The organism is Sphingosinicella sp. CPCC 101087 (genome assembly GCF_004151485.1).
Lineage (GTDB): Bacteria > Pseudomonadota > Alphaproteobacteria > Sphingomonadales > Sphingomonadaceae > Allosphingosinicella.
Window position 1 is genome coordinate 125242 of record NZ_SBFF01000004.1, and the last position, 23687, is coordinate 148928.

Below are 23687 nucleotides of genomic sequence, written 5' to 3' on the forward strand. Positions count from 1 at the left end.
AATGTCAGGGGCGGACCTCGGCAATGCGCTCACCGGTGACGAGCCAGACCCGCTGCGGCTCCCCGGTCGCGACGAGCAGGGGCCGGCCGATCAGCTGCGCCAGGAAGATGTGGATTTCCGTCGGCATCGGATCGAGCAGGTGGGTGACCCCCACAGGCGGCGCGGGCGCGCCGGCAGCCGCCGGGGGCAGCTCGACGTCCACGCAGCTGTTGGTGAAGCCGCGCGTCTCCACGATCGTGCCGTCGGGCGCGACGGTGCTGCGGAAATGACCGCCGAGCGGGAAGCTGCCGCGGCGCTCCGGCGCGCTGGTCTGGTAGACGTCGATCGGCGCGTCGGCCGAGGCCGGCGGCACGACGAGCACGTTGAAGGGCTGAGCGGTGCAGGCGCTGTGGTCCAGCCCTTCCGTCGCCGCGCGGGCGGCCGCCATTCGCACCTGGACGGGATTCAGCGCCGGCCGGTCGTCGCCCAGGAAGATGTCGCGCGACACGACGCGGCCACCATTGACCGTCGCCCTGAAGACCGCGCTCGGCGCCTCGCCATCCGTGCCGGCGGCGTAGAAGGTGACGTCCATCGCATTGCCCTGCGGCTCGGCGATCCAGCCGGTGATCCCCGCGCCCTCGGGATCGGAAATCCGGGTGAGCATGTCCTGCGTGGCCAGGATCCCGGCGCGGGCGATGGCGATGAGGAGCCGGCCGCGCTCGGCGGCGCGCTCGACCGCCGCCTGCTCGGCCCGGGTCAGCGTCGGCGCCGGCGACGAAGGTGCCTGCGGCGCGGTCCGGCCGGCCGGCCGGGCGGGTTCGACCGGTTCGGCGTCCGCTTCCGGTTCGGCCGGACGGGTGGGCTCGTCAGCCTCCGAAAGGGCGTTGCCGGGCTGCGCGGGCTCGGCTGCGGGAGCCTCCGCGGCGCCGGCGGGGCTGGTCTCCTCCTCCAGCAGTTCGTTCACCGTCGACTCAAGGTCGGAAAGGCCGCTCGACGGATCGGACGGAGCCTCATCCTGGGCGGACGCCGGGAAGGCGGCGAGACCAATCGCGGCAGCGGCGGCGAGCAGCTTGGGAAAACGCATGACATCCAGTTCCTTGCCGGTTCGCGACAGGCATGAACCGGCCGTGTGCGGCGATCAAGCCCGGCCGCGGCGGGCGGGATGGACGATGGGTTGCGTTCTTCGCCTTCATTTCGTTTCCCAGGCGGGCAGGGCGTTCGCTTCACTGTCCGTTTGGGCCCCAGCCTGCGCTGGAGTGACGAAAGGGATTGCGACGAAGGAGCGTCGGCGAGGATCGGATGATCGGCCGAACGCGCTCCGCGCGTTCGAGGCTGACGCGGGGCGTCAGCCGAGGATCATTTCACCGCCGAAGTTGAGGCCGATGCGGCCGTCGCGCCACCAGCGGACGAAGGCCGAGATGGGGCTGCAGCCGTCGAAGCGGATGACGACCGTCTCGCCCAGACGCGGCGAGATGTCGCTTTCGATCATCGTGCCGCGGCTCGAAATGTTCACGACCGGCACCCGCAGGTTCTGACCCCGGAAGACGAGCATGGCGCCTTCCACCAATCCCTGATGGCGCGGTTCCGCACGTCGGTCCGACTCCACATAGGCCCATTGACCCGTGTCGGCCGCGTTCGCGGTTTCGAAACTGCCCCCCTGATAGTCCATGGCATCGCCTCCCAGCGTCGGCGAATATGCAAGACACGGGTTACCGAATTACTATCGGGAACCGATTATTTCTGCCGGAATGGATCGATTGCCGACCGGGCCCCGGTCCGGCCGGCTCGGGGCCTGCTCTTGCCGTCGAAAATCCGGCGCCATTCCCCTCCCGCCCCGGCGTCTGCGATCGGGAGCGCGGGCGCGCCCTGCCGGGAACGGCAAGGATGGCGGACGCCGGCGCGCCCGCTCAGTCCTCCCAATAATAAGGCTGGCGCTGGCGATTGCCGGTGACCACTTCGTTGAGGGTCGCGGCCTCGTAGAGCCGGCCGTTGAGCATGACCCGCGAGATCTTGTCGCTGTTGCGGATGTCCTGCGTCGGATCGGCGTCGAGGATGAGGAGGTCGGCGAGCTTGCCGGGCTCGAGCGTGCCGATATCCTCGAAGCCATAGGCCTGGGCGCCCTCCACCGTGCCGTAGCGAAGCGCCTCGATCGGGGTCGCGCCGCCCCGGACGTGGGACCACATCTCCCAATGGGCGGCGAGGCCGGGCTGCTGGCCATGGCCGCCAAGCGCGATGAGGACTCCGCGCTCGGCGAGCCGATCGGATTCGCGCGCGCTATACTGGTCGACGAACTGCTCCTCCGGCGCGGTCACCGCGCGCACCCGGGCGGCGAGCTCGTCGGGCGGCGTGTGGCGGGTGAGCAGGGGGTGGTTCCAGACCGGCGACTCCTGCGACCAATAGGGATCGCCGGCGAGGCCGCCATAGGTGACGACCAGGGTCGGATTGTAGGCGACGCGGGTCTGCGACCAGAGGCTCAGCACGTCCTCGTAGAACCGTTCCTGCGGGACATTGTGCTCGAGGGTCGAGTTGCCGTCCTGGATGAGGCCGATGTCCATCGAGTAGAGCGAGCCGCCCTCCGGAACGACGAGGATGTCCTCGGCCCGGCCGGCGGCCGCGACCTGCTGGCGCTGATCGCGGCGGGGTTGATTGTAATTCTTGATCGAATGCGCGCCCTCGGCCTTCAGCCGGCGGACATGGGCGAGCGCGTCCTCGTAGGAATCGATCTGGGCATAGCGGCCCGGCGAGCGCGCGCCGTAGACGATCTCTCCGGACGAGAAGGTACGCGGCGCGAGGATTATTCCGGCGCGCTGCATCTCCGCGGCCGGGAAGATCTCGCTCGACGAGCTGGACGGATCGTGCACGGTGGTCACGCCGAGCGCCAGATGCGACATGGCGGACCAGTTCTGCTGCGGAATGAGATCGTCCTCGCCCTGGCTGCCATGGGCATGGGCGTCGATCAGGCCGGGGATGATCGTCTTGCCGGCGACGTCGACCTGTTGCGCGCCCGCCGGGATATCGACCTCGCCGCGGCGACCGACGGCGCGGATCCGGTTGCCTTCGATGAGGACCACGCCGTCATCGATGATGCCGCCCGATTCGTCGGCCATGCTGACGACGCGCGCCCCGACCAGGGCAACGGTGCCGGTGGGCACATCCGCGCGGGTGGTGATGGCGAGCGACGTGCCGCGCTCCGGCGGCGTGTAATCCTCGCCCCCAGGCGCCGTGCGGATGAGGTCGGCGACGTCGGCGCGGTAGAGGTTCGGCCCGAGGGTCCAGGCGAGTTGGGCGCCGTTGGCGGTCCAGCTCGGGTAGGAAGCGCCGACCTTGGTGACCCGGGTGACGGGAAGCTGATCGGCGCGCGAGCCGACCTCCACCGCCCGGGCGGCGCCGAGGAAGGGGATGACGAACAGGTTGTAATTCTCGCGGAAGGCGAGCGTGCGCCCATCCGGCGAGACCTCGTAGCCGGTGACGAGCTCGCCCGAGGCGTGGACGCGCTCATTGCCGCCGCCGAGATCGACGCTGACCAGCTGCAGCTTGCGCTCGTCGCGCTTCTCCAGGAAGACGCGGTCCGAGCCGGCCGCGAAATGGGGATTGCCGCCATCCTCCACGACCCGCGTCGATTCGCCGCCGGCGGCGGGCACGCGGAAGATGCCGGTCGCGCCCGACCATTCGGGGGAGGTCAGGCCGCCGCTGCCGCTCGCTTCGTAGACGATGGTCGACCCGTCCGGCGAGAAACGGGGGCGGCGATAATGGCCCGGCTGCTGCGTGACGGTACGCATGTCGCTGCCGTCGGCGGCGACGGTGCGGATCTCGCCCAGGCGCTGATCGTTCCAGGAGACGAAGACGATCCGGCTGCCGTCGCGCGACCAGGAAGGGAAGAGCTGGAAGTCGCCGTCCTGGCCGGTGAGCAAGCGCGGCGTTCCGCCCGCGGCCTCGGTGACGTAGAGCCGGCCCAGGGTCTCGAAGACGATCCGGCTGCCGTCCGGCGAGACGGAGGCGAAGCGCGGCATTCGGGTGGTGAAGGTGTCGGGCGCGACCTCCACCTCGGGAACCTCCGCGTCGATCACGACGCGCGTGTCCGACACCTCGAACGGGATCTCGGCGGCGGCGCTGCCGTCGGCGCCGATCCGGCGGATCTTGCCGCCGGCCCAGAAGAGGATCGCCTGGCTGTCCGGCGTCCAGTCCATCATCGGGTAGACGCCGTGAACCGCCCAGGTTTCCTGCAGGTCCTGGTCGAGATCGTCATAGATGCGCCGCTCCTCGCCCGAGCGCAGGTCCTTGACGAACAGGCGGCTGCGGCCGCCGGTGCGCTTGACGAAAGCGAGCCACCGGCCGTCCGGCGACGGGGTCGGACGCACCGCGCCGCCCGCACCGCCCGCGATCTGGACGCGCTCGCCGGTGGCAATGTCGATCCGCTCGATCGCAAACACCTGCCGGTTCGAATCTTGGGCATATTCGAAGATCGGCCCGGGCGTGGTGTCGCGGCTGAAATAGATGGCGGAGCCGTCGGCCGAGAAAGCCGGCTCGCCCAGCTCCTTCTGATGCTGCGGGTTCGGCCGCTCGACCAGCGGCACGCCCTTGCCCTCGCCGCTGGCATGATAGATCCAGATCTCGCCGGTCCCCAGCGAGCGCTCGGTGGTGAAATGCTTGCGCGCGGCGATGAAGCGGCCGTCCGGGCTCCAGGTCGGGTTGTTGAGGAGGGTGAACGTCTCCTCCGTGACCGCGCGCGGCGACGAGCCGTCGACGTTCATCACCCAGATATTGTCGCCGCCGCCGCGATCCGAGGTGAAGGCGATGAGGCGCCCGTCCGGGGAGAAGCGCGCCTGCATGTCCCAGGCGAGGCCGGACGTGATCCGCGTCGGCCGCCCGCCGCCGATCGGCATGGTGTAGATGTCGCCGAGCAGATCGAAGGCGATCGTGCGCCCGTCCGGGCTGACGTCGACGTTCATCCAGGTGCCTTCGTCCACCGAGATGGGGACCTGACGCAGCCGCGCTCCGGGAGGATTGTTGACGTCCCATTTCGGCGCCTCGCGGTCGCCGCCGCCGCGCTGGGCGAGGGCGGCGGTGGAGGCGAGCAGGAGCGATGCAAGAGCGATGCTGCGGATCATGAGATTGAGAACCCCCGGTCTTGTGGTCAGGTCAGAAATGAAGCGGACGGTGCACTATCGGGGCAAGACAGGCAAGACGGGGCCGTTACGGGGTGAGGCGAGGCCGGAGCGTGCGCCGGCGGCGGCATGCGAAAGGTCACAAAGTTTCCATCGAACGCCGAAATTTTCACGGCGACCTTCTTGCCCGATCGAGGCGGACCCGCATGCGGACGCCGGCGCGGTCGGCCTGGTCCAGGCGGCGCAGGAGCGACATCGCCGCTTTATTGTCGGGGCGGTGGACCGACCCGACGATCTGGCCGCCGCGGACGATCGGCCAGGGCGCAGCACGGATGAGCCGTGCTAGGTCGTGAACTCATAAAGCGCGAATGACCGCTTACAACTCATAGCGGACATTGGCTTTGCGCGATATGGCGGCGACATGAGAGAGCGCGTCCTTTGGCCACCGGTCATGCTCGGTATCGGTTCTTTAGCCGTTGCTACCGGTTTGGACGCCCTGGTCTACAGTCCAGACCATGCCCTAGCTGAACCCCCCACCCGTGCAGCAGCAGTGGTGATCCTAACGTTATTGTGGATGCATCGACTTCATCGGCTGTATGTCCGGTAATCCACCTATCTCGGACCTTCCCAGTTTATGAGACTGCGACCTAGTGGACATATACGCGGCCGAGTTTACGCCCGCCCGTCGGTGACGCAGCAAGCTGTCGGTCATTATCGACCGGTGTCCTTCAGCAAGCTACCGAATTTCGGTCGTGGTTCTATGGGCTAGAACGTCCAGAATCGAGTTTCCCCAGTTCGCGATTGGGGTGAAAAGGACGGCAAACCCCGATGTGACAGCGATCAACGTTGCGAATGGAACGAATGCACTGTCACCGAAAAGGCGCATTGGTCAGCCCTTAGCGGACAATAGGGACTGCCACGACGATGGGAGCGCTGAATCGCCCGACCGGTTGCAACGCGCATTCGACTGGCCGCGCGCTTGTCGCGGCATGATCGAGGCAGAACAGGAGCGAGGCAAGATTGGCCCCGATCGCCGCTCTGCCAGTGCCGCGCGCCCTTGCCGAGGCTTCGCCACCGCGCGCTCTCGCCCGAGTCACGATTTCCCTGGAGAAGATGACCTGCCCGGTGTCGAGGCGGCTCAATTCATAATGAACGGCGACCGTCGCCTCGGCGGAGAGCCCGATGCGGAACGGCAGCTCGAACGACCGCCAGGTTACCCTTAATCGGGCCTTCGCTTCAGCCGGCGTGGTGGCAAGCATGTTTCCGTCGCCGAGCGTATCGCGAACGGCCGAGTGGAACTCGCGAGCATTGGTGACGCGAATGAATGTCGATCCCACGCGCGCGGGCATCCCCTGCACTTCCTCGAGCATGATGCGCCGGAACAGCGGATGGTTGGGTCCGACCGGCTGCGGCGTCTGCGGAGCGAACTGCATGTTGGACTGAAGAGGGCGCAGCGAGACCGATTCCCGAGCGAGCGCAGGATTTGCGAAACTCATGAAAATCAGAAGCACCAGCCAGCGCATGCACTTAGCATGAGTGGCAATCATGAATAATTTGTTGTGCGGCTAACTCGATCCTGTCCTGGCGCTTGCACGAAACGGCGCTTCTAAAGATTTGGTCCTGAGAAGACCTAGCCGGTGCTGCCAGTTGCGTTGCCGGTACGCGCCGCTGGCGATCGCCGGCGGTCTAACGCCGAAAGCTCAAGAGCAGCCATTCAGAAATGGGCCCGGTCAATCTGCGCGTTCAGCCTCGCACGCGCGGTCCCGATACTGCTTGATACCTGTTCCGCTTGGCAGCGGCGTGGCAGCCAGTGAAAGGAGGAGCAATGAGCGCGCCGCACATCCTACGGCCGAAAATTGAGTGCGTCTCGAGATAAGGAGCAGCGGCGCTTGCTTGTCGTCGCGGCGCAACGCGAATACGCACAAGACCATGTCCATCAGTGAAGATCGAGCAAAGCAGACCGGTCACGGTCGTATTCATTCGTCGGGCCGAGCGACGAACCCAAGGCTGGCATCACGCCCCTTCGTCAGGTGCTTGGGCGCGCTCGTGTTGCTCTTTGCCATCCTGACCGGAGCGCCGGCCCACGCGCAACCCGCCCCCTCAACCCTATTCGTCAACGTCAATGTCGTCCCGATGGACCGGGAGCGGGTGCTTCGCGGGCAATCGGTTCTGATCAGGGACGGGCGCATCGCGGCCATCGGCCCGCGTGTTACGACGCCAGAGGGAGCCCGGGTCATCGACGGCCGCGGGGCCTATTTGCTGCCCGGCCTCGCCGACATGCATGTCCATGTCCGCGACAGGGAGACGCTGGCGATGCTGCTGGCGAGCGGCATCACCACGGCGCTCGACTTGGGCGAAGCACCGAATCCGATCGTTGGCCGCACCCGGGCGTCGATCGAGCGCGGCGACATCCCCGGCCCACGGCTCTTCGTCGCGCTTGCCGTCGATGGCTCCCCGCGATTCGGCCATCTCGTCGTGCCGTCGCCGGAGGCGGCAGGCTGGGCGGTAAGGATCGCCCATGCGAACGGCTACGATTTCATCAAGGTCTATAGCGGTCTCTCTCCGGCGGCATTCCAGGCCTTGAGCGAGGAGGGTCGGGCCATCGGGCTGCCGATCGTCGGCCACAGCGTAGAAAGCGTGGGGCTGGAGCGGCAGATCGCCGCCGGGCAGGCGATGGTGGCGCACCTTGAGGAGTTTATCTACACCTTCTTTAGGAGGCCGGAAGGCGGCGATCCGCACGCCGCGCCCGACGATGCCGAGATCGCGCGCGCCGTAGATTTCGCTCGACGCAGCGGGGTGACGATTACCGCCGATCTCGCCACCTATCAGGCGATTGCCGCACAATGGGGAAGACCCGAGCAGGTCCAGGCCTTCTTGCGGGTGCCGGAGGTGCGCTTCCTGTCGCCCGCTGACCGGATCGACTGGCGGCACAGCGGTTATCAGCGCCGAACCGGCAGCCTAGCCGCAAGGGCCGCATTCCTTGCCCGATTCGTGCGTGCGCTCGCTGCCGCCGAGGTGCCGCTGATCGCCGGCACGGACTCGCCAACCATCCCTGGGCTGGTCGCGGGTTTCGCGCTCCATCGCAATCTCGCTGCGCTCGAAGACGCGGGGCTCAGCCGCTATCAAGCGCTGGCAACGGCGACCGCCGAGCCCGGCCGGTTCATCGCCCGGTCTCACCCCCGGAGCGAGCCCTTCGGCACTGTCGCGGAGGGGATGCGGGCGGACCTGCTGCTGGTCGCGGAGAACCCGCTCGATAACCTGTCGGCGCTGCAGCGCCCGATCGGCGTGATGGCAGCTGGACGCTGGCATGATGCGGAGGCCTTGGCGGCGATGCGCCAAAGCGTCGCCCTGACCTACACAACCACCCCCTGATATCTGGATCAGAGCTACCACCGGCAGCATTGGCCCCGATCTTGTCCGGAAGCGGACCGGCTGCTTCCGGCACGCATCAGCCAAACATTCCTCACTTTAGATAGCGATTTCGACGCGCTGGTCGCGCGGCCATCCGAGGGCGGGGCGATGCTCATGGCCGGACGGTTACCGATCCAGCCGCAGGTTCGCCTGGTTCAACGATCGCTTCGGGGTGTCGTGGCAGGTCGATTGCGAGTGAGCGCAGGCGGCATGCTTGGGCGACGATAGCGGCGTTCGCTCACCTCGGAGCTGCTCCGTCCATTTGGGACTTGCCAATATACCGACCGAACGGTATGAATAGGCCATGCCACGACCCACCAAGAATGAACCCGAGCGCGGCGATGCGCGGACGCGCCTGCTCGAGGCCGCCCGCGACACGATCCGGGCCAAGGGGTTCGCCGCCACTTCGGTCGACGATCTGTGCCGCGCCGCCGCGGTGACCAAGGGCGCCTTCTTCCATCATTTCGGGAGCAAGGACGCGCTCGGCGTCGCCGCCGCGGAGCATTGGTCGGAGACGACCTCCGCCTTCTTCGCCGGCGCGCCTTATCACGCGCCGGACGATCCGCTCGACCGGGTCCTCGCCTACATCGCCTTCCGCAAGTCGATCATCACCGACGACCCGGCCGAATTTTCCTGCCTGGCGGGGACGATGGCGCAGGAAGTCCATGCGAGCTCGCCAGCCATTCGCGACGCCTGCGGCCGGAGCCTCTTCCGCCATGCCGCGACGCTGGAAGCGGACATCGAAGAGGCGATGCGCGATCGCGGCCTTTCCGGCGAATGGACGGCCGCAAGCCTGGCGCGCCATACGCAGACGGTGATCCAGGGCGCCTTCGTGATCGCCAAGGCGGGAAACGACCCGGCACTCGCGCGCGAGAGCCTCGACCATCTCGACCGATATATGCGGCTGCTCTTCGGCCGTGCGGCAGAGGATCGCGCGCAATGACCCACACGACCCAGCTCGGCTGCGCCTGCGGACAGGTCCGGATGGAGGCGGAGCGGACGCCGATCGTCACGGCCGAATGCCATTGCGACAGCTGCCGCGCGGCCGGCGAGCGGCTGCAGCGCCTCCCCGCCGCGCCGCCGGTGCTGGGGGAGAATGGAGGAACGCATTTCGTCCTCTACCGCAAGGACCGGGTCCGCTTCGTCGAGGGCCTCGACCGGCTGAGGGAGTTCCGGCTCAAGCCCGACGCGAAGACGCGGCGGGTGGTGGCGGCCTGCTGCAACACGCCCGTCTTTCTGGAATTCCAGGGCGGCCATTGGCTCAGCCTCTATGGCGGCCTGTGGCCCGAAAGCGAGCGGCCGGCGATCGAGCTTCGGACGATGACGAGCGACCTTGCCGACCCCTCCTCGCTTCCCGACGTGCCGAACGGGAAAAGGCAATCGCTCTCCTTCTTCGCCAAGCTGCTGGGCGCGTGGATCGCGATGGGGTTCCGAAGCCCGAAGATCGCTTTCGTCGATGGAGAGATCGATGCCTGAGACCGGCGCAAAGATGGTGATCGAGAATGCGGCCTCCCCGGGCCACAGCTACCGCGTCGACCGCGCCAAATATGAGGCGATGCGCGACGCCCTGATGGCCGTGCTGCCGGCGCAACCTCCCGGGATGACGGTGGCCGACGCCAAAGCGGCGCTCCTCCCGCATCTGGACGACGGACTGTTCCCGGGCGGCGCCAAGGCCGGATGGTGGCTCAAGGCCGTGCACCTCGATCTCGAGGCGAAAGGCGCGATCGGGCGATCGGCCAAGCCGGTGCGGCTGTTCCGCCTGTCGGGCGGGGCCTGAGCCCCCAGGTGCTCAGCCCTGTCTCGGGTCGGAAGCTCGGTCCCCGGACGGGCATCGCCTCTTTCCTTCCATGTCCGCTTCTCGCGTCTAGATTCCAAGAGCAGACCGGCCGCTCCCGGCCAGTTGCGGAGGATCAGACCGGCTTCGCGCAGCCCCTTCGCTGCTCGCCGTTGACCATCAGCTCCACGGCGATCGGATATCGGCTGTCCGACATGCCATCCGAGCAGCGCGGCGCCGCGCGGGTGCTCAGGACGAAGGGGCGGCCGCCGAGCGCGCCCGTCCAAGTTGCGCCGTCCGGGCGTTCGGCATAGCGGGTCCAGACGCGAGTGCCGTCCTGATCCTCCGGGTGCGAGTAAGTGATGCAGCGGCCTTCGATCCGTGCGGCCCAGAAAGGCTCGGTACCGACCGCGCGCAGCGCCGCATCGAGGCGCTCGCCTCCCTGCATCAGACAGGCGCTGGGCGAATCCGCCGGCGGCCCCGGGACCACGGCCTCGGCCGCTCCTTCGCCGCAGGCGGCGACGAAGGCACGGGAAAGGATCTGCGGCGGGGCGGGATGAGGGCCCGTCGTCTGCGCGCCATAGCTTGCCGACAAGGGACCGCCGACCAGGGCCACGAGATTGGCGGGGACGGCGCCGGCGGCGCTGACTCCGCCGCGTCGCGCATCACCGCCCGTGTCGGCGACAAGCGCGACAACCTCGCCGCCGCCGCCGAACGACAGCCGCTCCTCGCTGCCGATCGGCCGGAATGCGGGAACGTTGACGAGCAGCCGGTTTTCCCCGGTGGGACAGAAGAGGCGGATCGTCGCACGCCCGTCCAAGTACGAGAAGGCCAGCGCGACGCCTTCGCCGCTCGACTGCAGGTCCCAGCGTTGCGCCGGGCTCTGCCCGGCGTCGGGTGCCGCCGGGAGGGACGAAGAGGGGGCACCATTTTCCGTCACCTGGGGCGTCGAATCCGCCGCCTCTTCCCGGCTCCCGCAGGCAGCAAGCAGCAGGGCCAAGGCCGCTGTCAGGGCAAGGCGCATCTGAGCCAGCATTTCGATCGGCCTCCTCTGTCAAATGACGACGGCACACGACCGCGCGCCCGAGGTCAACCTCCCAGACTCCAAGTTGGGCGCGCGCCGCAGGGATTTGGCATGAAATCCGAGGCCGAACCGGCCCGAGCACCGATCGGCCGACGCGACTCGCGCGGGCGGGCATGCTGGTCGAAATTCTGACTCATGCCTTCACCGTCGGAGTGGCACGGGGCCCGGCGTTGACCGGTGGTTGTTCGGGCCCCCGTGTGCACGATCGCCTGCGCGCGCCGCGCCTGCAAACGACCGACGGCCGCCATTGCGTCCTGCGCATTTGGAGGCACGTCGTGGCGGGCGCGCTTAGGCTATCATGGGATTCGCCTTTCGCCCTCAGTCGAACCGCACCACCGTGTTCGGGGGAGGCAGGTGGTTTCCGCCGGGGCCGAGAGGCTCGTGCGGGAGCGCCTGCCATGATCCGCCCTCGTCGGCGCTCCCGATATCCGGATATCGGCCGACGATCGTGGCGCCGGTGAGGATGTACGGAACCCCCTCCGCGTCCAGCAGGGAATTGGCGTTCGCGACATGGAAATGGAGGTGCGGCCGGGAGGCCTGGCCGGTCGAACCCAGCCGTCCCACCACCTGTCCCTTTCGGACGCGATCGCCGACCGCCACTCTTAATCCGGGCGCCAGATGCTCGTAGAAGGCGACGAACCCGGCCCCTATGTCGAGCGCGACGTAATTTCCCGACGCCTCGGAAAGGGAAACCGGCGGGCGCGGCTCACCCGGATCCGGCTCCTCTACCCCGTCGCGGACCCCGACGACCGTCGAGTCGGCGACCGCCAATACTTCGGAGCCGAAGCCGCGCGGGCCTTGCGTGTCGGGCGACATCCAGTCGATCGCGAAGCGGCCGGGAATCCGAGCCCGCCCGCCTACGGCGTAGACGACGCGCCTGTGGCCGCGAGCCATGCCGGGATCGTAGACGGCGGTCCATGGCCCGCCGCGCAAGGGCGGGCCGAGCACAGGCGGATCGGCGGAGGCCACCGGGGTTTCGCCGCCGGTCACGACCGCCTCTCCATTCCCCCGATAGGTCAGCCGATGGCGCAGGCTGCGTGCCCGCGTCCGATCTGCGGGAAGGGGAATGTCGACATAGACGATGGCAACGCGGCCGGAAGCGACCCGGATCGGCGCGCCGGCCGCCTCGGCCTCACCGACCACGTCGGACGCACGCATCAGCGCCTCGCCGGCCAGGTCGGCGAGGACGGCATCGCCGTCCCCGTCGAGAATGTCGATGCGGACAAGTTCGAGCGGCGACGATGCGTGGTTGGTCAGGTAGAGCTCGTAGGCCAGCCGATCGCGCCCCGCCGCTTTGAATCGCAGCGGTGCGTGCCGGACGACGAGGTCGAATCCCTGCCGCAGCTGTGGCGCCTGCATCGCCTCCACCGCCACCGTCGCGACCGGGATTCCGATCCCCAAGAACGCTCCCGCACAAAGCCATACTAACCGCATCAACGCCTCCCCGGATGAACTGAGTGTCCGGGAGCTAGGCGGTCCAGACGCCCTCGCCAGCCTTGTCGCGACGAGCGGGACCGGGGCCTCTTCGAGCGGGAATCAGCCGGTATCGAGGGCGGCAAGGCCCTTGCGGTAGCGGCGGCTGAGCCGCACTTCGGATCCGTTGGCGAGGCGGACGATCGCATCGCCGCGCCCGACGCCGCGGACTTCCCTGACCTGGTCGACGCGAACGATCGTCCCGCGGTGGATACGCGCGAACTCGGCGGCGGGAAGCAGGCGTTCCAGCGATGCGAGGGACTGCTCGAGCAAATGACTCTCTCCCGCCGCCACCACCTCGCTATAGTCGCCCGCGGCGCGGATCAGCTCGATGCGGGCGATCGGAACGAAGCGGATCCTGCCCCGCTCCCTGATGCGCAACTGGGCCGCCGGGCCACCGCGGGTCCCCCGGGGGTCGGCCGCCGGCCGTGCGGCGCGGCGCTTCCATCGCGAAGCTGCCGCCGCGCCGACGACGATCGCCGCATAGAAGAGGAGATCGGTATCGAGATTGCGAACGAACATGCGCTCCGCCATCGCCCAGCGGTCCGGAATTCGCCCATCGTCATTGTAGAAGTTCCAGTAGAGCAGGACGAAGATCCCGACGTGGAGCGCCACCGTCACCGGAAGGCCGAGGCCGTAAAGGCCCCATCTCAGCGCCGTGGGCCGAAGCGAGGATTCGGCCTTCATCACGCAAGCGACGAGGCCGGGCGTGAGGATCGCCCAGACCGAGAAGATCGCCGCCGTGTAGGCGAAGGACGGCCACCAAGCCTGCGGCGACCCGCGAAACGCGCTGACCAGATAGGCTTGGCCCGCCAGGATCAACGCGACCGCGGCCCATATGGCGGCGCTGAGCAGGCCGAGCCTGGCCAGGCCGGAAATCGAGAACATCCTCGGGTCTCCAGAGCTTCTTCGCCGAAAGCGCGCCACACATGATAGTGCGATTCGCTCTTGAGTTCGATGCGGCCGGCAAAGGCTGCGTGGCCGTGCCGCGAGTTGTTGGGAAGGAAAGGCGGCATCGGGCCGGTGGGGCGTCTCGGCGGGCGGCAGCGTCGCTCGCCATGTCTCGCAAGGTCCGTAACGCCTATTTCAATGTTCTTGAAACATGGGAATAGCGCTTTACATGGCCCGAGCATGAGCCGGACGTTCAACCATCCTGCCGCCGGTGACATCGGCCTGGACGGGATCCTCCATGCCCTGTCCGATCCGACCCGCCGCGCGATCGTCGAGAAGCTGCTTGCGAGCGGCGGCCTGAATTGCGGGCAGGCTTGCGAAAATCTGCCCCCGTCGACCGTGTCGCATCACCATCGCGTGCTGCGCGAGGCCGGCCTGATCCGATCGGAGCGCAAGGGCGTCGAAGTGATCAACGTGGTCCGACGCGACGATCTCGACGGGCGCTTTCCCGGCCTGCTCGACGCCATCCTCACCCAGTCCGCCTAGGAGGTCACATATGGAATATCGTCGTTTCGGAGGGTCCGGCCTCATGGTGCCCGTCCTCAGCTTCGGGACCGGCACGTTCGGCGGGACCAACGAATTCTTTTCGCGCTGGGGCCAGACCGACGTGGACGAGGCCCGGCGCCTGATCGACCTGTGCCTCGATCATGGCGTGAACTTCTTCGACACCGCCGACACCTATTCGCAAGGCGCGTCGGAGGAAATCCTGGGGCAGGCGCTCAAGGGTAAGCGCCAGCAGGCCCTGATCTCGACCAAGGGAACCTTCCCGGTCGGCAGCGGCCCGAACGACGTCGGATCGTCGCGTTACCACATCGTCCGCGCCGCCGAGGCCAGCCTGAAGCGGCTGGGGACCGACCATATCGACGTCTATTTCATTCACGGCTTCGACGCGCTCACGCCGGTCGAGGAAACGCTGCGCGCGCTCGACGATCTCGTGACCAGCGGCAAGATCGGCTATATCGGCGCGTCGAACTTCTCCGGCTGGCACTTGATGAAATCGCTGGCCACGTCCGAGAAACACGGCCTCGCCCGCTACGTCGCCTATCAAGGCTATTATTCGCTGATCGGCCGCGATTACGAATGGGAGCTGATGCCGCTCGGCCTGGATCAGGGCGTCGGTCTGATGGTCTGGAGCCCGCTCGGCTGGGGCCGGCTCACCGGCAAGATCCGGCGCGGCCAGCCGCCGCGGGAGGGCCGGCTCGCCCAAGGCGGCGAGGTCGGCGGGCCCCGCGTCGACGAGGCGTATCTCCACGACGTGGTCGACCTGCTCGACGAGATCGCACAGGAGACCGGCAAGACGATCCCGCAGGTGGCGCTGAACTGGCTGCTCGCCAAGCCGACCGTTGCGAACATCGTCGTCGGCGCCCGCAACGAGGCGCAACTCAAGCAGAATCTCGGCGCCGTCGGCTGGTCGCTGACGGAGGATCAGATAGCGAGGCTGGACGCGGCGAGCCGGCGCGAGCCGGCCTATCCCTACTGGCACCAGAAGGGTTTCGACTCGCGCAATCCGAAGCCGACAGCCTGGTAGCGACCAAGCGCACCACCCGGTGCGCCGGACGCGGGCCAGCACCCGTCGCCGATCCGGGCAGGCCCGTTTCGCGGCCGAATCGCGGGTGGGAAAGCGTGCGGCGCCGCACGCAATCCGCGGCGGCAGAACGGAAAGATCGCTGATCCAGGTGAAGGCGGGGGAACGGGGCGGCGCGTGACCGGTTCGTTCCTCGTCGCTTCGAGGCGGCCGGCGAGGAGAGACGATGGCGGCCCAAGCGGAAGAGCTGGAGCTTTGGGGCGGCGTCGAATGCTCGATCGTGCGCACCCGCGACGGGTGGCGCGACCAGGTCGCGGAGACCGGACATCGCGACCGGATCGACGATATCGACCTGATCGCCGACCTGGGGATCCGCACCGTGCGCTACCCCCTCCTGTGGGAGTCGATCGCGCCGGAGCGGCTCGACCGGCCGGACTTCGGCTGGACCGACGAGCGAATGGCGAGGCTGCGCGAGCGGGGCACGAAGGTCATCGCGACGCTGCTGCATCACGGCTCGGGGCCGCATTATACGCACCTGCTGGATCCGGACTTCGCACCCAAGCTCGCGGACTTTGCCGGCCGTGTCGCCGAGCGCTATCCCTGGATCGACGCGTGGACGCCGACCAACGAGCCGCTGACCACGGCGCGCTTCTCCGGCCTGTACGGCCACTGGTACCCGCACCGCCGGGACTATCCGGCCTTCCTTGGGGCGCTGGTCAACCAGTGCCTCGGCACCGTCGCCGCGATGGCGGCCATCCGCGCACGCATTCCGGGCGCCCGGCTCGTCCAGACCGAGGATCTCGGCAAGACCTTCTCGACCGAGCCGCTGCGCTACCAGGCGGCGCACGAGAACGGACGACGCTGGCTGAGCCTGGACCTTCTGTGCGGGAGGATCGACCGCGGACATCGCTGGCGGGCGATCCTGCACGATGCCGGCGTCGCGGAGGCGTCGCTGGAGACGCTCGAGACCGGAGCCGGGCGACCCGATCTGATCGGGATCAATCATTATCTGACGAGCGAGCGCTTCCTGGACCATCGCAGCCATCTCTATCCCGGCCACGAGAAGGGCGGGAACGGCCGCGACCACTATGTCGACGCCGAAGCGGTGCGGGTGAAGCGGCTGGAAGCCGAGACCGGGCTCGGCCCGCGTCTGCGCGAAGCCTGGTCACGGTACGGATTGCCGATCGCGCTTACCGAGGTTCATCACGGCTGCACGCGCGACGAGCAGCTTCGTTGGGTCGCGGAAGCCTGGCGGACGGCAGAGAAGCTTCGCGAGCAGGGGGTCGGCATCACCGCCGTCACGCTCTGGTCGCTGTTCGGCAATGTCGACTGGCGATCGCTGCTGACCGAGCGGCTCGGCCATTATGATTGCGGCGCGTTCGACACACGGGGGGCCCGACCGCGGGCGACCGTGATCGCCACGGCTGCCGCCCGATTCGCCCGCGGCGAGGATTTCGACCATCCGGTGCTGGACGTGCCCGGCTGGTGGCGGCGCCCGTCGCGGCTCTATGCGTGGAACGCACCCGCCGTCACCGAGGCGCCCGAAGGTCGCCCGCTGCTGATCAACGGCGGGAGCGGGATCCTCGGCCAGGCCCTGGCCCGGATCTGCACCACGCGCGGGCTTCCCTTCCGCCCGATCGGCCGTGGCGAGCCCGGACTTTGCGACCATGCGGCCATCGGCGAGGCGATCGCGCGCCACCGGCCCTGGGCTGTGATCGACGCCGCGGGCCCGCTGGACATCCCCGGCCCGGAGCGCGACGGCGACAGCGGCACGGCCCGACATGTCGAAAGGGCCGTGCGGCTCGCTCGCGCGTGCGCCGAACACGCGATCCCGCTCCTCGCCTTCTCCTCCGGCCCGTGGATCTCCGCGGAGGCCAGGGCGGATGATCCCGAGGAGGATGCAGGCTCGCCGATCCGCAGCCCTGACGCCGGCAACGTCGAAGCCGAGCGGCCGGTGCCGGCCGCCCACCCGAACGCCCTGACGTTGCGGGCGGCGCCCGTCTTCGGGCCCCGGGATCGGGACAATTTCGCTTTCAGCACGCTGTCTTCCCTGGCGCGCGGGGAGACGGTCAGCGCCTGTCCGCGCACCTTCATCTCGCCCACCTATCTTCCCGACCTGTGCCATGCCGCGCTGGACCTGCTGATCGACGGAGAGCGCGGCGTCCGGCACGTCGCAAACCAGGGGCGAATCAGCTGGCACGGCTTCGCGCGCAGCCTGGCGGCGCGGACCGGCCACGACCCGGACCTGGTGATCGAGGCTTCGGGCTGTGAGGGACGCCACGGCGCGGGCGCCGACAGCCACGACCTGCTGCTTCGCCCTCTCGACCAAGCTATCGATGCCTGGATCGCCGAGTCGTACCCTGCCGAAGGCCGTGCCGAGGCGGCCTGATCGAGCTCCTCAGGCGTGCGGGCCCGAACTCACTCCGCGGCCACGGCAAGGCCGTCGTCCGCGCCGGCGGATACCGACCGGCGCCGGTCGAGCCGACGGAAGGTGGCGAGCGCCTGGCCGACCACCTGGTCCATATTGTAGTAGCGATAGGTGGCGAGCCGGCCGACGAAGGTGACGCCCTCGGCGGCGTCGGCGAGCGCCTCGTAGCGCTTGTAGAGCCGCTCGTTCTCCGGCCGGGGAATCGGATAATAGGGATCGCCCTCGGCAGACGGATATTCGTAGGTGAGGCTGGTCATCGGATGCTGCTGACCGGTCAGATGCTTGTATTCGGTGACGCGGGTATAGGGCACGTTCGGATCGGGATGATTGACCACCGCAACCGGCTGAAAGCGCTCACGGTTCACCACCTTGTGCTCGAAGCGGAGGCTGCGATAGGGCAGCTTGCCGAAGCGAAATCCGAAATATTCGTCGATCGGGCCGGTATAGATGACGTGCCCCGCGTCGATCTCGTCCCTGACATCGTCGTGGCTCGTTGAGAGCAGGATATCGATGTTCGGATGGTCGAGCATTCGGTTGAACATGGCGGTGTAGCCGTCGCGCGGCATGATCTGGTGCCGATCCCCGAAATAGCGGTCGTCGGTGCTGGTGCGGGTCGGGATGCGCGCGGTCACCGACTTGTCGAGATCGGAAGGGTCGATGCCCCATTGCTTGCGCGTGTAGCCGCGGAAGAAAAGCTCGTAGAGCTCGCGCCCGACCGCCGCGATGACGACGTCCTCGGAACTACGGATCTCCGCCACCGGCTCGGCGCGCGCGGCCAGCCAGGCGGCCGCGTCGTCGTCGCTCGCGAGATCGGCGCCGAACAAGTCGTTGATCGTGGTGCGATTGATCGGAATGGGTACGAGCCGATCCCGCACATGCGCCAAGACCCGATGCTCATAGGGACGCCAAGCCGTGAACCGGGACAGGTAGTCGACGATCTCGTCGGAATTGGTGTGGAAGATGTGCGGCCCATATTGGTGGATGAGCAGACCGGACTGGTCGATCCGGTCGTAAGCGTTGCCGCCGACATGCGGCCTCTTGTCGATGACCAGCACCCGCGCATTGTGCCGGGACGCCAGCCGCTCCGCGAGCACAGACCCGGCAAAGCCGGCGCCGACGACGAGATAATCGTAGCGCTTGCGCGCGCGCGTACCGGCCACGGCCGGGCCGGAGGCGGGCAATATCCTGGTCGCTTCCCGCACCAGGCCGGCCATCCGCGCCTGGGTTATGTCCCAGCTGAGACTGGACAGCTTGAGATCGGCCGCGTGGAGCCAGTCGCGGTCCTCCGAGCGGGCGAGGTCCAGGGCCGCCTCGCAGGCGCGCACATAGGCCTCGGGGCCGTCGGCGATGAACACCGCCTCCAGATCGGAATAATGGCGAACCACGTCGGCGATCGGCGTCGATACGACCGGCCGGCCGCCGGCGAGATATTCCGGGGTCTTGGTGGGCGAGATGAACCGCGTGGCCTCGTTGACCGCGAAGGGCATCAAAGCGACGTCCCAGCGGCCGAGATGGGCCGGAAGCTCGGCATAGGTGCGGCCGCCGAGATAGTGGAGGTTGGCACGCACCGGCAGCTCGGCCGGATCGATCTTCACGACGGGCCCGACGATCTCGATCGACCATTCGGGATGCGTGTCGGCCAGCGCGGCGAGGAGGCCGAGGTCCATCCGCTCGTCGACGACGCCGAAGAAACCCAGGCGGGGCTGGCCCGTGCGCCGATCGTCGTCGTCAATCGATCGGGCGCGGGCGAAATGGACCCGGTCGACGCTGGACGGAAAGGGATGGATGTTGGAGTGGCGGTCCTTCTTCGCCTCGAACAGGCTGTAGCCGCCGGTGAAGACCAGTTCGGCCGTATCGAAGAGCTCCTGCTCGAGACTGACGAGCTGCGGCGGCGCGAAACGGAAATTGGCCAGCTCGTCCATGCAGTCATAGACCGTGCAGCCCGCGTCGAGGTGGCGCGAGAATGGCAGCATCATCGGCGTGTAGTACCAGCGGACCAGCGGTCGGGATTCGCCGGCGAGGAAAGCATCGAGCAGCGCCTTCAGCGCGAGCCGCTGCGCTTCTTCATCCAGACCTTCGGGAAGGGCGGGCGTCGCCACGATGACACCGCTGTCGGGGCATTCGCGGACGGACAGGCCCGGCTCTCCGTCCCGTGAGGCGACCTCGGGCTCCTCCCAAAAGACCACGCGGCGCGCGGCGGCGAAGCGGCTCATCAGATGCTGCGGGCGCTGAAAGACGAAATTCCACCGCAAGTGAGAAAAGCAGATCAGCGTGCCGTCCGGCGGCAGGCGCGAAGCGTCCGCCCCCGACGAGGCGCCCGTGTTGATGACCAATTGAGGAACCCCTGAAAGATTTAGCTTTTTCAACAACGTACCGGGCCGATGCCGGGTTCCCTTCGGCAGCGGCTACATTCTCGCTAACCCAGATCAGCCCCCGGATCGAACGCGCGCTTGAGCTCGTCGAGCCAGGGCGCTGCCGTTCCATCGCTGGGGGCGCGCCAATCGCCTCTCGGGCTGAGCGCGCCGCCGGCAGAGACCTTGGGCGAGTTGGGAATGGCGGAGCGCTTGAACTGGCTGATCTGGAAGAAGCGGAACAGGAAGACCTCGAGCCACTTGCAAATCGTCTCCAGGTCATATTCGCGCTTGAGGCTTTCCGGATACTCGATCGGCCACAGGCCGGCGTTCGCATCCTTCCACGCCTGCCATGCCATGAAGGCCACCTTGGACGGCGGCTGCCCCGTCCGAAGGATGTGGAACAGGAAGAAATCGTGCAGCTCGTAGGGGCCGATCCGCTCCTCCGTGCTCTGCATGCCGCCCTTTTCGTCGGCGGGCACGAGTTCGGGCGAGATCTTGGTGTCGAGGATCGCCTTGAGAATCCGGTCGGTCCGCTCGTCGAACTGCCCCGAAGAGATCGCCCAGCGGATGAGATACTGGATCAGGGTCTTGGGCACGCCGGCATTGACGCCGTAGTGGCTCATCTGGTCGCCGACCCCGTAGGTCGACCAGCCGAGCGCGATCTCGGAGAGGTCGCCCGTGCCGACGACGAAGCCCCGCCGCTGATTGGCCAGGCGGAACAGATAATCGGTGCGAAGGCCCGCCTGCACGTTTTCGAACGTGACGTCATAGACCGGCTCTCCCGACGCGAAGGGATGGCCGATGTCCGCGAGCATCTGCCGGGCGGCGGGCTTGATGTCGATCTCCTCGCCCTCGATCCCGAGCGCCTCCATCAACGCCCAGGCATTGGCCTTGGTCGCCTCTCCGGTCGCGAAACCGGGCATGGTGAAGCCGAGGATCGTCGAGCGCGGCAGGCCGAGATAGTCACAGGTCTTGGCAGCGACGATCAGCGCGTGAGTCGAATCGAGGCCGCCGGAGACGCCGATGACGAGATGATTGCCGCTCGTGGCCTCGAAGCGGCGGGCCAGCCCCTGCACCTGAATGTTGAACGCCTCGTAGCAGTCATGATCGAGCTGCTCGGCCCGGTTGGGGACGTAGGGGAACCGGCGCAGCTTCCGTTCGAATCCGATGTCAGCGAAGGCCGGGCGGTGATCGAAGGCGATTCGGCGCACCCGCTTCTCGGGGTGGCCGATGGCCAGCGCGTTGTCGTTGAAGGTCGCGTTGCGCATCCGCTCGAGCCGGAGCCGCTCCACATCCACATCCGCGACGCACAGCTCAGGCTCGCGCGAGAAGCGCGAGGATTCGGCGAGCAGTTCACCGAGCTCGTAGATCGAGCCCTGGCCGTCCCAGGCGAGATCGGTGGTGCTCTCGCCCGGGCCGGCGGCCGAGAAGATGTAGGCGGCGAGGCAGCGGCTGGCCTGGCTCGCGCAGAGCAATTTGCGCTCGTCCGCCTTGCCGATGGTGATGTTGGAGGCGGAGAGATTGCACAGGATCGTCGCGCCGGCGAGCGCGCCGATGGTGGAGGGCGGCTGCGGCGCCCAATAATCCTCGCATATCTCCACGTGGAAGACGAAGTCGGCGAGATCGCCGGCGGCGAAGATCAGGTCCGGCCCGAAGGGCGCCGATTGGCCGGCTAGCTCGACCGTCATGCCTTCGAGGCCGATGCCCGAGGCAAACCAGCGCTTCTCATAATATTCGCGGTAATTGGGCAGGAAGCTCTTGGGCACGATACCGAGGATGCGCCCGCGCGACACGGCGATGCCGCAATTGTAGAGCCGGCCGTTGCGGCGGACGGGCGCCCCGACCACCAGCACCGGAGACAAGCCCGCCGTCTCGGCGCAAAGGCGGGCGATCCCGAGCTCTACCGCGTCGAGGAAGGCGTCCTGGAGATGGAGGTCGTCGACCGCGTAGGAGCTGATGTTGAGCTCCGGAAAGACGATGAGGTCCACGCCGCGATCATGGCCCTGCCTCGCCAGAGCGAGGGTCTGGTCCACGTTGAAGACGACGTCGCCCGAGGAAGCGAGCGGAGTCGCGGCGGCGACCCGAACATAGCCGTGGCGGTGAATCGCTGCGAAAGGCGACGCCCCCTTCCCATCCCTGTCGTCCGTCACAGCATCTCCGTCATCATCTCGACCGCGACCCGCATGCATTGGACCCGGGTGGCGCCGCGGCCGATCGCGCCGAAATGCTCCTCCCGGTGCGCCGTCTTACGCCCGGCGCGGGCGCAGGCAAAGTGGACCAGCCCCGGCTCGTCGCCGCTGTCGGCAAAGCCGGTAACGGCCAGGGCAATGTTGGCGTCGGACCGCCGGAGCGCGCCTTCGGCCATGGCGATCGCCACCTCGCGCGACACCGCCCCCTTCTCGGCGATCATTTCGGCGGGAACTTCGAGCATCTCGATTTTCGCCACCTCGCTGTACGTGACGAAGCCCCGATCGAAGGCGTGGGCGACACCCTGCACGTCGGTCAGCAACGAGGCGAGCATGCCGCCGGTGCAGCTCTCGGCCGTGGCGAGGCTGAGGTCGCGCTCGCAGGCCTTGGCGAGCAGACGCCGGGTCGCTTCCTCGACGGCGTCGGGAAGCACCGGCCAGAGCGTCTCCGTATCGTTCAACTTCCTGACCTCGCTCAACTTCGCGTCGGGAACCTCGGCATTGCTCCGAATGTTCCACCAGCGCAATCAGGAGACATCATCCATGCCTACCGAAGACAAGCCCAAGGACGGCCTCAAACTGCTCGCGGAAGATCACCGCAAGGTGGAGGCCCTGTTCGAGCAGTTCGAGAAGGCAGGCACCGCCGCAGCGAAGGAAAAGATCGTCAAGGAGATCTGCACCGAGCTCAAGGTCCACACGATGATCGAGGAGGAAATCTATTATCCTGCCGTGCGCGGCAAGGTGGAGAGTTCCGATCTCGACGAAGCCTATGTCGAGCACGACAGCGCCAAGCTGCTGGTCAACGAGCTCGAGGCGGCCGAGCCCGACGAGAGCTTCTACGATGCGAAGGTGAAGGTGCTGAAGGAACTGATCGAGCACCATGTGAAAGAGGAAGAGAAGCAGCGCGACAACCTGTTCCAGCAGACCCGCGCCGCCGACATCGACCTGGAGGCGCTGGGCGAGCAGCTCGCGGCCCGCAAGGCCGAGCTGATGGCGCTGGCGACAAGCGAAGGTCTGCCACCGGCCGAGCCGGCGGCTCTGAAGCACGAAGAGGTATGACCATGGGCTGGAACCGCAACCGTACCATCATGGCCGCCGGCGGCGCCGCGATTGCGGGACTGGCGGCAGCGCTGTTCACCCGCCGACGGTGGAGCAGCGACGAGGAGCCCCGGGCGGCCGCGCACCGCCACGGAAGGACCGCACCGGGACCGGTCGGCCAATCGGGAAGCGCCAGGTCGGCCGGGCCGGAGGCGATGCGGGACCCGCCCAAGGAATGGGATTCGGTCGACGAGGCGATGGACGAGAGCTTCCCCGCCAGCGACCCGCCGGCGGTCAGCCCGAAGGTGGATTGAGCGGCGCGGCAGAACCGTCGCGTCACCCGGCGGGAAGGGGTGACGTGGGCGCGAGCTGCGCGCGA

At 67.7% G+C, this 23687-nt stretch carries 19 protein-coding genes; 9 read left to right on the plus strand and 10 right to left on the minus strand.

Annotation, left to right across the window (positions count from 1 at the left end; all coding sequences use genetic code 11):
• Positions 1-4: 4 nt before the first annotated feature.
• The 4 genes from EKM57_RS07880 to EKM57_RS07895 form a co-directional block, all read right to left on the minus strand.
• Complete coding sequence (locus tag EKM57_RS07880; RefSeq protein ID WP_129791947.1) at positions 5-1063, minus strand: hypothetical protein; 1059 nt, start codon at positions 1061-1063, stop codon at positions 5-7.
• A gap of 261 nt (positions 1064-1324) precedes the next feature.
• The gene (locus EKM57_RS07885) at positions 1325-1648 is read right to left on the minus strand and encodes a PilZ domain-containing protein (RefSeq protein WP_129791948.1); all 324 of its coding nucleotides are present in this window, start codon (positions 1646-1648) and stop codon (positions 1325-1327) included.
• Positions 1649-1886: 238 nt separating this feature from the next.
• Complete coding sequence (locus EKM57_RS07890; RefSeq protein WP_129791949.1) at positions 1887-5087, minus strand: amidohydrolase family protein; 3201 nt, start codon at positions 5085-5087, stop codon at positions 1887-1889.
• A gap of 893 nt (positions 5088-5980) precedes the next feature.
• On the minus strand, positions 5981-6580 hold the full coding sequence (locus tag EKM57_RS07895) for a hypothetical protein (protein ID WP_129791950.1): 600 nt from the start codon (positions 6578-6580) through the stop codon (positions 5981-5983).
• A gap of 550 nt (positions 6581-7130) precedes the next feature.
• On the opposite strand from EKM57_RS07895, the gene EKM57_RS07900 reads away from it, so the two are divergent.
• The 4 genes from EKM57_RS07900 to EKM57_RS07920 all read left to right on the plus strand — a co-directional run bounded on the left by EKM57_RS07900 (position 7131) and on the right by EKM57_RS07920 (position 10272).
• The gene (locus EKM57_RS07900; RefSeq protein WP_243450943.1) at positions 7131-8456 is read left to right on the plus strand and encodes an amidohydrolase family protein; all 1326 of its coding nucleotides are present in this window, start codon (positions 7131-7133) and stop codon (positions 8454-8456) included.
• Between the two features lie 343 nt (positions 8457-8799).
• Positions 8800-9438 (plus strand): TetR/AcrR family transcriptional regulator, encoded by a 639-nt coding sequence (locus EKM57_RS07910; RefSeq protein ID WP_129791952.1) that lies wholly within the window; start codon positions 8800-8802, stop codon positions 9436-9438.
• The gene (locus EKM57_RS07915; RefSeq protein ID WP_129791953.1) at positions 9435-9971 is read left to right on the plus strand and encodes a GFA family protein; all 537 of its coding nucleotides are present in this window, start codon (positions 9435-9437) and stop codon (positions 9969-9971) included. The genes EKM57_RS07910 and EKM57_RS07915 overlap by 4 nt, the downstream gene beginning before the upstream one ends.
• Complete coding sequence (locus EKM57_RS07920) at positions 9964-10272, plus strand: hypothetical protein (protein WP_129791954.1); 309 nt, start codon at positions 9964-9966, stop codon at positions 10270-10272. The genes EKM57_RS07915 and EKM57_RS07920 overlap by 8 nt, the downstream gene beginning before the upstream one ends.
• A gap of 133 nt (positions 10273-10405) precedes the next feature.
• Here EKM57_RS07920 and EKM57_RS07925 read toward each other — a convergent pair whose 3' ends face one another.
• The 3 genes from EKM57_RS07925 to EKM57_RS07935 form a co-directional block, all read right to left on the minus strand.
• The gene (locus EKM57_RS07925) at positions 10406-11305 is read right to left on the minus strand and encodes a hypothetical protein (protein ID WP_129791955.1); all 900 of its coding nucleotides are present in this window, start codon (positions 11303-11305) and stop codon (positions 10406-10408) included.
• Between the two features lie 366 nt (positions 11306-11671).
• A complete protein-coding gene (locus tag EKM57_RS07930; protein WP_129791956.1) occupies positions 11672-12754 on the minus strand; it encodes a M23 family metallopeptidase in 1083 nt (360 codons plus the stop codon).
• 135 nt (positions 12755-12889) lie between these two features.
• Positions 12890-13714, minus strand: coding sequence for a LytTR family DNA-binding domain-containing protein (locus EKM57_RS07935; protein ID WP_129791957.1), 825 nt, complete (start codon positions 13712-13714; stop codon positions 12890-12892).
• Between the two features lie 243 nt (positions 13715-13957).
• Between EKM57_RS07935 and EKM57_RS07940 the strand changes: the two genes are divergently transcribed.
• The 3 genes from EKM57_RS07940 to EKM57_RS07950 all read left to right on the plus strand — a co-directional run bounded on the left by EKM57_RS07940 (position 13958) and on the right by EKM57_RS07950 (position 17691).
• On the plus strand, positions 13958-14263 hold the full coding sequence (locus EKM57_RS07940) for a helix-turn-helix transcriptional regulator (protein ID WP_129791958.1): 306 nt from the start codon (positions 13958-13960) through the stop codon (positions 14261-14263).
• Between the two features lie 10 nt (positions 14264-14273).
• On the plus strand, positions 14274-15305 hold the full coding sequence (locus EKM57_RS07945; RefSeq protein ID WP_129791959.1) for an aldo/keto reductase: 1032 nt from the start codon (positions 14274-14276) through the stop codon (positions 15303-15305).
• Positions 15306-15528: 223 nt separating this feature from the next.
• A complete protein-coding gene (locus EKM57_RS07950; protein WP_129791960.1) occupies positions 15529-17691 on the plus strand; it encodes a family 1 glycosylhydrolase in 2163 nt (720 codons plus the stop codon).
• Between the two features lie 29 nt (positions 17692-17720).
• Here EKM57_RS07950 and glf read toward each other — a convergent pair whose 3' ends face one another.
• From glf to EKM57_RS07965, 3 genes are all read right to left on the minus strand, one after another.
• Complete coding sequence (gene glf, locus EKM57_RS07955; protein ID WP_243450944.1) at positions 17721-20063, minus strand: UDP-galactopyranose mutase; 2343 nt, start codon at positions 20061-20063, stop codon at positions 17721-17723.
• A gap of 83 nt (positions 20064-20146) precedes the next feature.
• Positions 20147-22273, minus strand: coding sequence for an NAD(+) synthase (locus EKM57_RS07960; RefSeq protein WP_129791961.1), 2127 nt, complete (start codon positions 22271-22273; stop codon positions 20147-20149).
• Complete coding sequence (locus tag EKM57_RS07965; protein WP_129791962.1) at positions 22231-22749, minus strand: CinA family protein; 519 nt, start codon at positions 22747-22749, stop codon at positions 22231-22233. Before EKM57_RS07965 ends, EKM57_RS07960 begins: the two co-directional genes overlap by 43 nt.
• Positions 22750-22813: 64 nt before the next feature.
• On the opposite strand from EKM57_RS07965, the gene EKM57_RS07970 reads away from it, so the two are divergent.
• Positions 22814-23329, plus strand: coding sequence for a hemerythrin domain-containing protein (locus EKM57_RS07970; RefSeq protein ID WP_129791963.1), 516 nt, complete (start codon positions 22814-22816; stop codon positions 23327-23329).
• Positions 23326-23622 (plus strand): hypothetical protein, encoded by a 297-nt coding sequence (locus tag EKM57_RS07975; RefSeq protein ID WP_129791964.1) that lies wholly within the window; start codon positions 23326-23328, stop codon positions 23620-23622. Before EKM57_RS07970 ends, EKM57_RS07975 begins: the two co-directional genes overlap by 4 nt.
• The last annotated feature ends 65 nt before the right edge of the window (positions 23623-23687 follow it).

Excerpts from the sequence above, each read along its gene's own strand:
- EKM57_RS07895 (WP_129791950.1), bottom strand. The coding sequence starts at position 6,580 with ATGAGTTTCGCAAATCCTGCGCTCGCTCGGGAATCGGTCTCGCTGCGC.
- EKM57_RS07920 (WP_129791954.1), top strand. The coding sequence starts at position 9,964 with ATGCCTGAGACCGGCGCAAAGATGGTGATCGAGAATGCGGCCTCCCCG.
- EKM57_RS07935 (WP_129791957.1), bottom strand. The coding sequence starts at position 13,714 with ATGTTCTCGATTTCCGGCCTGGCCAGGCTCGGCCTGCTCAGCGCCGCC.
- EKM57_RS07960 (WP_129791961.1), bottom strand. The coding sequence starts at position 22,273 with ATGCATGCGGGTCGCGGTCGAGATGATGACGGAGATGCTGTGACGGAC.
- EKM57_RS07910 (WP_129791952.1), top strand. The coding sequence starts at position 8,800 with ATGCCACGACCCACCAAGAATGAACCCGAGCGCGGCGATGCGCGGACG.
- EKM57_RS07950 (WP_129791960.1), top strand. The coding sequence starts at position 15,529 with ATGGCGGCCCAAGCGGAAGAGCTGGAGCTTTGGGGCGGCGTCGAATGC.
- EKM57_RS07890 (WP_129791949.1), bottom strand. The coding sequence starts at position 5,087 with ATGATCCGCAGCATCGCTCTTGCATCGCTCCTGCTCGCCTCCACCGCC.
- EKM57_RS07880 (WP_129791947.1), bottom strand. The coding sequence starts at position 1,063 with ATGCGTTTTCCCAAGCTGCTCGCCGCCGCTGCCGCGATTGGTCTCGCC.
- EKM57_RS07885 (WP_129791948.1), bottom strand. The coding sequence starts at position 1,648 with ATGGACTATCAGGGGGGCAGTTTCGAAACCGCGAACGCGGCCGACACG.
- EKM57_RS07970 (WP_129791963.1), top strand. The coding sequence starts at position 22,814 with ATGCCTACCGAAGACAAGCCCAAGGACGGCCTCAAACTGCTCGCGGAA.
- EKM57_RS07940 (WP_129791958.1), top strand. The coding sequence starts at position 13,958 with ATGAGCCGGACGTTCAACCATCCTGCCGCCGGTGACATCGGCCTGGAC.
- EKM57_RS07925 (WP_129791955.1), bottom strand. The coding sequence starts at position 11,305 with ATGCTGGCTCAGATGCGCCTTGCCCTGACAGCGGCCTTGGCCCTGCTG.
- EKM57_RS07945 (WP_129791959.1), top strand. The coding sequence starts at position 14,274 with ATGGAATATCGTCGTTTCGGAGGGTCCGGCCTCATGGTGCCCGTCCTC.
- EKM57_RS07915 (WP_129791953.1), top strand. The coding sequence starts at position 9,435 with ATGACCCACACGACCCAGCTCGGCTGCGCCTGCGGACAGGTCCGGATG.
- EKM57_RS07975 (WP_129791964.1), top strand. The coding sequence starts at position 23,326 with ATGACCATGGGCTGGAACCGCAACCGTACCATCATGGCCGCCGGCGGC.